The sequence below is a fragment of the Streptomyces sp. CC208A genome, from assembly GCF_030010625.1.
Classification (GTDB): Bacteria; Actinomycetota; Actinomycetes; order Streptomycetales; family Streptomycetaceae; genus Streptomyces.
The window spans coordinates 72,436-81,920 of record NZ_JASCXN010000033.1; the positions used below are offsets into that span (position 1 = coordinate 72,436).

At 71.9% G+C, this 9,485-nt stretch carries 6 protein-coding genes; 1 reads left to right on the top strand and 5 read right to left on the bottom strand.

The window, feature by feature from the left end; translation table 11 throughout:
* Positions 1 to 334: 334 nt before the first annotated feature.
* The 4 genes from QK442_RS29145 to QK442_RS29160 form a co-directional block, all read right to left on the bottom strand.
* On the bottom strand, positions 335 to 562 hold the full coding sequence (locus tag QK442_RS29145; protein ID WP_282697080.1) for a ferredoxin: 228 nt from the start codon (positions 560 to 562) through the stop codon (positions 335 to 337).
* Between the two features lie 25 nt (positions 563 to 587).
* On the bottom strand, positions 588 to 1,814 hold the full coding sequence (locus QK442_RS29150; protein WP_349239690.1) for a cytochrome P450: 1,227 nt from the start codon (positions 1,812 to 1,814) through the stop codon (positions 588 to 590).
* 199 nt (positions 1,815 to 2,013) lie between these two features.
* Complete coding sequence (locus tag QK442_RS29155) at positions 2,014 to 2,595, bottom strand: maleylpyruvate isomerase N-terminal domain-containing protein (protein WP_282697081.1); 582 nt, start codon at positions 2,593 to 2,595, stop codon at positions 2,014 to 2,016.
* Positions 2,596 to 2,780: 185 nt separating this feature from the next.
* Complete coding sequence (locus QK442_RS29160; RefSeq protein WP_282697082.1) at positions 2,781 to 4,286, bottom strand: MFS transporter; 1,506 nt, start codon at positions 4,284 to 4,286, stop codon at positions 2,781 to 2,783.
* Between the two features lie 156 nt (positions 4,287 to 4,442).
* Here QK442_RS29160 and QK442_RS29165 point away from each other — a divergent pair, with 156 nt between their 5' ends.
* Positions 4,443 to 5,450 carry a helix-turn-helix domain-containing protein gene (locus QK442_RS29165; RefSeq protein WP_282697083.1) on the top strand — a complete coding sequence of 336 codons (1,008 nt, stop codon included), beginning with the start codon at positions 4,443 to 4,445 and terminating at the stop codon, positions 5,448 to 5,450.
* Positions 5,451 to 5,479: 29 nt separating this feature from the next.
* On the opposite strand, the gene QK442_RS29170 is transcribed toward QK442_RS29165, so the two are convergent.
* A partial coding sequence (locus QK442_RS29170; protein WP_282697084.1) for a thioester reductase domain-containing protein occupies positions 5,480 to 9,485 on the bottom strand: 4,006 nt, incomplete at its 5' end.

Consider the following 9,485-nt stretch of genomic DNA (forward strand, 5'->3'; position numbering starts at 1 on the left):
GACGGGCTGGCCGTCGACCAAGACTTCAAGTGGACCTAGAACTTGAAACTGCATACCCCTCGCCTTTACGTGAATTTCACATGACCGCATGAGGAAATGCCTGAAACCGTTCGTCCCGCACCCGGATCTCGGCGCGCGAGGTCGACCCCGTGGAGTTCGCGCAACAATCCACAGCGTACTGACCGAAAAGCGGTCGACCCAGACCCCCATCGGAGATCTGCGTCACATCCGGGCAAAAGCCCTGGGGGACGCAAAACTGCGCGTTGTGCCATCGGCAGCACAACGCGCAGCGGGTCGTCCGGGATGCGGTCCGAGGCGCTCCGGAAAGTAATGGTCAACCCGATGGAGGAATCTCCGAGTCGTCCTCGGTGAGGCTGATCGCCTCCATCGGACAGCAGGAAATGACACCCTCCGCTTCCGCTATCTCGTCGGCATCGGAGAGTTCGGTCTTCAGCACCACGGCGGAACCTTCGTCGCCCAGCCGGAACAGGTCGGGCGCGACCGCCGCGCACAGCCCGGAGCCCCCGCACTCCCGCCGGTCGACACTCAGCGTTCTCGTCATCCTGGGTCCCCTCCCGGTGCCGGCCTCAGCGCTCCCCGTCGCCGTGGAGGACGACGGGAAGGGAGGTCAGGCTCCGCAGCAGCCAGGTCTCGTTGTAGGCGATCTCCTCGCGCGGCACGGCGAGCCGCAGGTCCGGGAAGCGGTCGAAGAGGGCCGGGATGGCGATCGCGGACTCCAGCCGGGCCAGGGCGGCGCCGAGGCAGTTGTGCAGGCCGTGCCCGAGGCCCAGGTGGCGGGGGCCGTCGCGGGTGATGTCCAGCCGGTCCGGGTCCTCGAAGCGCCTCGGGTCGCGGTTGGCGGACTGCAGCGCGGCCACCACGGGGGCGCCGGCCGGCAGCTTCACCCCGCCGATCTCCACGTCCTCCTTGGCGAAGCGGAAGAGCCCGATGGTCAGGGCGCCCTCGAAGCGCAGGAACTCCTCGACCGCCGAGCCGATCAGCTCCGGCTGGTCGGCCAGGAGTTTCCGCTGGTCGGGGTTGTCGAGCAGGGCCAGCACCGCCGAGCCGATCAGGTTCCTGGTGGTGTCGAGGCCCACCATGATCATCAGGGCCACCATGGCGACCAGTTCCGCCTCGTTCAGCCGGTCGTCGCCGTCCCGCGCCGCGATCAGGCTGGAGGTGAGGTCGTCGCCCGGCCGCAGGCGCTTCTCGGCGATCAGCGCCTTTCCGTACGCGCTGATCTCCTCGAAGGCGCGGGTGGCGTCGTCCTGGAGGTCCGGGTCGGAGGTGAACGCCCGCTCGATCGCGTGGAGCATCTCCTGGAAGCGGTCGAGCGGAATGCCCATGATCTCGCCCATGACCTCGGCGGGCACGATGCTCGCGTACGTCATGACGTCCGGCTCGTCCTGCGCGGCGAGGCGGTCGAGGGCGGACTCCACGATGCGGGAGATCGGTTCCTCCCACTGCGCGGTGCGGCGGGGGGTGAAGGCGCTCATCGCGAGCCGGCGGACCCGCGTGTGGTCCGGCGGGTCGAGGACGGTGAGGATCCGCTCGACCGGGGTGCCCTCCGCGTAGACGAGTCCGGCGTCCTTGAACTCCTGCGCCGCCCACGCGGCCGCGTCATTGCTGAAGCGCTGGTCGCCGAGCAGGGCGTGCACGTCCTCGAAACGGCTCACTATCCACATCGGCACATTCCCGACGGGGAATTCGAATTCATGCACCGGGGAATTGTCGCGGAGCCAGGCGAACATCGGGTAAGGGTCCTGGTAGTACTCGGACCCAAAGAGTTTCGGGGGCGTTACGTGAGTGGCCATTTCGCCTCCATTATGGGATACTGGACCGCGATTCTCATACGGCCTCCAGGGGACTTGTCGAAGATTAGTACGTGCTGCCCTCATTTCGCTAACGAATCACTAACCGGCGAAATCCGGCCATGTTTCCGGGAACGACGCACGCACCCCCGGCGGCCCTGACGGGAACGTTCCGGGGGTGTGTACGGGACGATTCGCGGAATCAGCGCACGGTGCCGTTCCACTTCCAGTTGCGCCGGCGCGGAAGTCCGGGCAGTTCCGTCCGTCCGGTGCACCAGAGAAGGGTGTCGGACGCGCCGAAGCCGGTCGGGGCGTCCGGGAAGAGCCGCTCGACCACGGGTGCCGCCATCTCGTCCGAGGGGGCCCAGTCGAAACCGAGGCCCTGGGCGATGTCCCGGGTGTGCACGGTCAGTTCGAGGACGCCCATGGCCGCGAAGCCGGGACCGTCGGAGTGGCCGTACGGGTGCCAGGCCCTGACGTCGGGCGACGCCTCGCGGACCGCGGAGGCCAGGATGGAGCCGGAGATGCGGAGCCCTTCCAGGGCGTTGCGGATCGGCGCCGACGGGTCGATCGAGGCGAACAGGGTGATGTAGCGGTCCGTCGGCTGGGCGATGAGCAGGCCCGCGTAACCGACGACGCCGAGCGCGATGTGGTCGAGGGTCGCCCGGCACGTCCAGTCGAGGTCGCCCGCCTTCAGCTGCCAGCTCTGGTCCGCCCCCTTCTCCAGGACGGCGGTGGTCTCGGCGGCTGCCGCGGTCACGAGTTCGGGCCAGGAAGTGATCATTGCTGTCTTTCCGCTCGGTGGATGAGTGCGGGCCTCCGGAGGGCGGAGGCCGTAAGTGCGGTACAGGTGAGTCTTTCTGACGTGGCGCCAGAAAACGGCCGTCTCGGAGGAGACGGCCGGAGGCGGTGTGGCTCCGGGGGCGCCGGAGCCACACCACGGGGCATCTTTCACCCCGTCGGAGGGATTCAATCCCGGCTGGCCGCGGGAGTCGGCTGTTCCACGGCGGAGTGACCGGATCCCACCGGGTCACTTGGCCGGGACTGGCGCACCAGGAACAGCGTCAGGGCGACGATCAGTCCGACGCCGGCCATCACCGCGGTGGCGAGGAAGGCCGACTGGTAGCCCTCGGTCAGGGCGACGCGGTCGGTGCCGCCGGAGGTGACGGCCATCGCCACGCTGGAGCAGACGGCGATGCCGAGCGCCGCGCCGATCTGGAAGACCGAGTTGTTGATGCCGGAGGCCAGGCCGGACTCGCCCTCCTTGGCGCCGCTGAGCGCCGCGATGGAGGACGCCACCACCGTCGTACCGATACCGGAGCCGAAGATCAGCAGGCCCCAGAAGAGGTCGCCGAAGTAGTCGCCGTCGGCCGACACCCGCGACAGCAGGAGCGTGCCCGTGCCGAGCAGGATCGTGCCGACCACGGCGACCGGCTTGAAGCCGAAGCGCGTCGCCACCGGGCCGCTGACGTTCGAGCCGACGATCGACATGAACGAGTAGATCGCCGTGCTCAGGCCGAAGAACACCGCCGTGTAGCCGAGGACCTGCTGCGCGTACAGGGAGGTGATCAGGGCGCCTCCGTACGTGGCCATGGCGACGAGGAGCATCATCACGTTGCCGCCGACCAGGGCGGGCGAGCGGAAGACGCGCAGCGGCACCAGCGGGCTCGCGGCGCGCTGCTCGATGGCGCAGAAGACGCCGATGAGCACGAGGGCCGCGACGATCAGGCCGAGGGTCCGGGCGTCGCCCCAGCCGACCGTGGGCGCCTCGACGATCGCGTAGATCAGCAGGGCGATGGCGGCGGTGACGGTCACGGCGCCGGCCGGGTCGAAGGAGCGGTTCTCCTTGTTGATCGGCGTCTCGCGCAGCAGGCGCGGGCCGAGCGCCAGGACCACCAGGGCGATCGGGATGTTGATGAAGAAGATCCACTCCCAGCCCAGGCCCTCCGTGATCGGACCGCCGATCAGCAGGGCCGCGGTGGCGCCGAACGCGCCGATGCCGGTCCAGATGCCCAGCGCCCGGTTGCGCTCGGAACCCTCGCCGAACATGGTCATCAGCACGGCCATCGCGGTCGGCGCCATGATCGCGGCGGCGATGCCCTGGATGATCCGGGTCACCACCAGCACCTCGCTGTTCCAGGCGAGGCCGCACACCACGGACGTCACCAGGAAGAGCACGGTGCCGACCATGAACATCCGCCTGCCGCCCAGCAGGTCGGCGGTCCGGCCGCCGAAGAGGAGCAGGCCGCCGAAGCTGAGGAGGTAGGCGCTCAGCACCCACTGGACGCCGCCGGCCGAGAAACCGAGTTCGGTCTCGATGTCCGGCAGCGCCAGGATCACGATCTGCGAGTCGACGATCACCATGAAATAGGCCGCGCACAGGAGGGCGAGGGCCTTCCATCTACGGGGGTCCGGCCCCGGGTCGCCCGTGTGCGCAGCGGGCGACGCGCCGTGGTCGACCAGTCCGCTGTCCATCAGTCGTCTCTCTCCTCAGGTAACCGGCGCGGGTGCGCGCCCAGCCGAGTGCTCCGGATCAAGTGCTCTCCACGGTCCCACCCGCCCGACGGCCGCCGACAGTGGCAGAAGTGACGTCGTACGAAAAATTCCTGCCGCCTGTCGTACCCTGAGGACATGAGTGTGGGAACGGTTGCCATCGCAGTGATCGACAACACCAACATCCCCGTCGGGGACGTCTACGAACTGGGCATCGCCTGCTCGGTGTTCGGCACTCCCCAGCCCGACCTCTCCGATTCCTGGTACGACCTGCGGCTGTGCGCGGACCGGCCGGACACCCCCGGCCGGGGCTTCGGCTTCGCGCTCACGACCCCCTACGGCCTGGAGGACCTCGCCGACGCGGACACCGTGATCGTCCCCTCCGTGCCGGACGCCGTCGTCCACGAGGACAGACCCCTGCCCGCCGTGCTCCTCGACGCCCTGCGCACGGCGGCCGCCCGCGGCGCCCGCATGGTCTCCCTGTGCAACGGCGCGTTCGCGCTCGCCGAGGCCGGGCTGCTCGACGGCCGCCGGGCCACCGCCCACTGGATGCACACCGCGACGCTCGCCAAGCGCTTCCCCGAGGTCGAGGTCGACGACAGCGTCCTCTACGTCGACGACGGCGACGTCCTCACGAGCGCGGGGCTCAGCGCCGGCCTCGACCTGTGCCTGCACATCGTGCGGCGCGACCTGGGCGCCCACGTCGCCAACCAGCTGGCGCGCCGCATGGTCGTGCCCGCCCACCGGCCGGGCGGCCAGAGCCAGTTCATCGACCTGGGCGTGCCGGTCTCCGACGACGACAGCCTGAGCCCGGTGCTCCAGTGGGCGACGCAGAACCTCGACCAGCCGCTGTCCGTCGACGACCTGGCGCGGCGGGCGGGGATGAGCCCGCGCACCTTCTTCCGGCGGCTGCAGTCGGCCACCGGCACGACCCCGCTGCAGTGGCTGCTCAACCAGCGCCTGGCGCGGGCCCAGAGCCTGCTCGAATCCACCGACCTGCCCATCGAGAAGATCAGCGAGTACAGCGGGCTCGGCACGTCGACGAACCTGCGGAGGCACTTCAACATCCACATCGGCGTCTCGCCGAGCGACTACCGGCGGGCGTTCCCCTGCCGAACGGCCGCTCAGCCCACCATGGCGGGCTGAGCGGCCGTCCGGGCCGGGGCGCCGCCCGGTCAGACCGTGACCGGCTCCCGGTGCGGCACCTCCGGGAAGTGGCCGACCTCGACGAAGAACCCGACGTACCGCGCGAAGAGTTCGGCGGTCAGCGGCGGGCAGACGACGCCGGTGCCGGCGAGCGCCGCCTCGGTCCCCGAGGTGTCGATCGGCGGATAGAAGGCATCCGTGTCCGAGGTCATCATCTCGAAGGCGTGCAGCAGCGGTTGGAGCGCGTTGTCCCGGTCGGCCCGGACCCGCGCGCTCCAGCCGTCCCAGTCCCGCTCGCCCAGGACGTATCCGAGCCCGCGCAGGAACCGCACGCACTGGTCCAGGCCGAGCGAGCTCTGGTTGAAGAGGTGGAACGTGCCGCCGGCGCCGTCGGCGCTCCGCGAGATGCGGAGGATCGCGGCGCTGACGTAGTCGACGGGCAGCAGGTGGAACCGGCCGCCGACCCCCGCGGGCGCGGCGCCCGACTGCAGGATGCCCTTGAGGCTCAGCCAGACGAAGTCACGGGTCTGGCAGGCGCCGTTGACCGTGTCCCCGGAGATCACGTCGACCCGGTAGACGGAGACCGGCAGCCCCCGGTCCCTGGCGAGCCCGATGATCTGCTCGGCCACCCACTTGCTCTGCAGATAGCCGCTGGGCAGGGCCTCGGCGGGACCGGTCGGATCCGTGACCTTCAGCGGCACGCCGGGCTCCCGCACCCCGTCGAAGACGCCGACGGTGGAGACGTAGTGCACGGGCACCGTGCGGTGACGGGCCGCCAGCCGCAGCACCTCCTCGGTGCCGCCGACGTTCGCCGCCCGCAGCGACGCGTACGGCTGGAGCCAGTGGACCCGCGCCCCGTTGTGGTAGACGACGTCGACCGTACGGGCGAGCTCGTCGAACCGCTCCTCGGACAGCCCCAGACGTTCCTCCGCGAGATCGCCGAGCACGATCGACAGCCGGTCCTCGTCCACGCCGTCCCAGAGCCGGTACCACTCCATGTTGGCCCGCAGCCGGGCCAGCGCCTCCCCGGCGTCGGCGCCGCGCACCAGGCAGTGCACCCGCGCCTCCGTCGTACGCAGCAGGTCGCGCAGCAGGAAGGCCCCGAGGAAACCCGTCGCACCGGTCAGCAGGATCTCGCGCGGCTCCTCGCAGAGGCGTACGACCTCCGGGGCGGGCCGGATGTCGTCGGCCAGCCGCACCTCGGCCGCGAAGTCCGGCAGCGCGCCGTCCGGAACCTCCTCCCCGGCCGGCCCGCCGAGCACCTGGGCGCGCACGTAGGCGGCGAGACCGGCGGGCGTGGGGTGGTCGAACACCACGGTCGCGGGCAGCCGCGTGCCCGTCAGCGCGCCGAGCCGGTTGCGGAGCTCGACGGACGTCAGCGAGTCGAAGCCCAGCGTGGGCAGCGGCCGGTCCGCCTCGATACGGGAGGTGTCGGCGTGACCGAGCACCCCCGCGATCTGCGCGAGCACCGCCTCCAGCACCGCCCGCTCCTGCTCCGCGCCGCTCATCCCGGCCAGCGAGCCGGCCAGCGGGACCGCCCCGTCCCCGGCGGCCGCGGCCGTACGCCGGAACGGCAGCCGCACCAGGCCGCCGAGGACCGCCGGCACCCGCCCCGACTGCGCCCGCAGCGCGGACACGTCCAGAGGCGAGGCGACGACCGACGCCCGGCCGAGAGCGAGCCCCAGGTCGAAGAGGGCGGGCCCCCGGTCCTGGGGAACCGGCCGGAAGCCGCTGCGCGCGATCCGGCGCAGGTCCGTCTCGCCGAGATGCCCGCTCATGCCGCCGGTCTGCTCCCACAGACCCCACGCGAGCGAGACGGCCGGCAGGCCCTGAGCGGCACGGTGCTGGGCGAGGGCGTCCAGGAACTGGTTCGCGGCGGCGTAGTTGGACTGCCCCGGCCCGCCGACCACCGCGGCGATCGAGGAGAACAGGACGAAGGCCTTCAGCTCCGTGTCCCGGGTGAGCCGGTGCAGATTCCACGCGGCGTCGACCTTGGGCCGCAGCACCGCGTGCAGCCGCTCGGGCGTGAGCGTCCCGACCAGCCCGTCGTCCAGCACACCCGCCGTGTGCACCACACCCGTGAGCGGATGCGCGGCGGGAACCGACGCGAGGAGCCCGGCGAGGGCGTCGTGGTCCGCGGCGTCGCAGGCCACGACGGACACGTGCGCGCCCAGCGCCGTGAGCTCGGCCTCCAGCTCGGCCGCGCCGGCGGCGGCGGGGCCGCGACGGCTGGTGAGGATCAGGTGACGCACCCCGTGCTCGGTGACCAGGTGCCGGGCGAACAGGGCACCCAGGCTGCCGGTTCCGCCGGTGATCAGGACGGTGCCGTCCGGGTCCCAGGGGGTGGGCGCGGGGTCGTGGGCCGGGGCGGGGGCGCGGTGGAGGCGGGGGACGAGGACGCGGCCCGCACGGACGGCGAGCTGGGGTTCCGCGGTGGTGAGGACGCGGGGGAGGAGCGCGGTGAGCCGGGCGGTGTCGTGGGGGTCGTCGGTGTCGACGAGGGTGATGCGGTCGGGTGCTTCGGACTGGGCCGATCGGACCAGACCCCAGACGGCGGCCGCGGGGAGGTCGGTGACGTCTTCGTCGTCGGTGGTGGCGACCGCGCCGGTGGTGAGGACGACGAGGGGGGTGTCGGCCAGTCGTTCGTCGTCGAGCCACTGGCGTATCAGTCCCAGCATCCGCTCGGTCGCGGTGTGCGCCGCCGCGGCGGCCGAGCCGTCCGGCCCGGCCGGACTCCCGTGGACCACCGCGAACGGAACGTGCCGCCCCGCCGCGACGCTGTCGGCGACCTCGGCCGGGGTCACGTGACGCCCGTCCTCCCCCAGCACCGGCCAGTCGCTCTCCGGCCCCGTGCCCTCGTCGGGCAGGGCGAGCGGCGACCACTCCGTGTGGAAGAGGGCCTCGTGCCGCAGGACCCCGTCACGCCGGTCGAGGTCGCCCGCCCGCACCGGACGGGTGGTGAGCGAGCCGACGACGGCCACCGGCTGCCCGTGCGCGTCGGCGAGCTCGACGCGCACCCCCTCGCCCTCCGCCGGGATGACGCGGACGCGGAGAGCCGATGCACCGACCGCCCACAGCCGGACGTCGCGCCACTGGGCGAAGAACGGGGCCTCCGCGCCGTCGTCGTCCGTACGCCCCAGGAGCGTGAGCCGCACGGCCGCGTCCAGGAGCGAGGGATGCAGCCCGAAGCCACCGTCCTCGTCGGCCGTCCCGTCGGGGAGTCGTACCTCCGCGAGGAGTTCGTCGCCCTGCCGCCAGGCCGCGGTGAGCCCCCGGAAGGCCGTCCCCTCCCCCTCTTCGAGCACGATCGGCTCGGCCCCCGCGGGCGGCCAGACGGCCGGCTCACCGGTGAGCCGGAAGGGCCCACCGGCGGCGGTCACGCTCACCTCGCCGTGCGCGTGCGCCGTCCACGGCGCGTCGGCGCTGTCGGGCCGGCTGTGCACGGTGACCCGCCGCCGCCCCGCCGCGTCCGGGACGCTCACGGCGACCTGGAGCTGCACCGCGGCAGCCCCCGGCAGCACCAGGGGAGCGTCCAGGACCAGACGGTCGAGGACGTTCGCGCCGAACTCGTCACCGGCCCGTATCACCAGCTCCACGAGCGCCGAGGCGGGCAGCACCGGAACCCCGAGCAGGGTGTGGCCGGCGAGCCAGGGATGCGTACGCAGCGACAGACGGCTGGTGAACAGGGCCTCGTCCGACCCCGCCACGGCGACCGCCGCACCGAGCAGCGCATGACCCGTCGGCCGCAGCCCCAGATCGCCGGCATCGGTACGACCGGCTGTGGCGTCGACCCAGTAGCGCTCGTGCTGGAAGGCGTAGGTGGGGAGGGGTACGCGGCGGGCGGCGGTTCCGGTGTAGGTGCTGGTCCAGTCGACGTCGGTGCCGTGGACGAAGAGGGTGGCGAGGGCGGTGAGCAGGCTTTGTGTCTCGTCACGGTTCTTGCGGAGGGCGGGGACGGCGGTGTCGGTCTGGTCGGCGGCCATGGCGGTCAGGACGCCGTCGGGGCCGAGTTCGAGGAGGGTGGACGCTCCTTCG